Origin of the sequence: Streptomyces wedmorensis (assembly GCF_000716445.1) — a bacterium.
GTDB classification, from domain to species: domain Bacteria; phylum Actinomycetota; class Actinomycetes; order Streptomycetales; family Streptomycetaceae; genus Streptomyces; species Streptomyces wedmorensis.
In genome coordinates this window covers 1-256 of sequence record NZ_JNWK01000214.1, presented here as the reverse complement: position 1 = coordinate 256, position 256 = coordinate 1, and the positions used below count along the sequence as shown (strand labels likewise).

Annotated in this window: 1 protein-coding gene; it reads right to left on the bottom strand. The window is 73.0% G+C overall.

Annotated features, from left to right (window positions below; genetic code table 11):
• Nucleotides 1-256: GlcG/HbpS family heme-binding protein (locus OO54_RS41150; RefSeq protein WP_033212986.1), on the bottom strand; the 256-nt coding region annotated here is incomplete at both ends.

Below are 256 nucleotides of genomic sequence, written 5' to 3'. Positions count from 1 at the left end.
GCCGATGCCGGCGATGGGGGCGCCCTTGGCGGTGACGGGGGCGCCGCCGCCGAGGAAGAGGGTGCCGGGGATGTCCTTGAGGGTGGGGGCGTTGGCGAGGCGCTTGACGAGCTCGGAGGTGGGGGCGTTCCAGGAGACGGCGGTGAAGGCCTTCTTCACGGCGGACTCGTAGGACTGCGGGCCGGCGCCGTCGCCGCGGAGGGTGACGATGGTGTTGCCGTTGCGGTCGACGACGGCGACGGAGACGCGCTGGTTC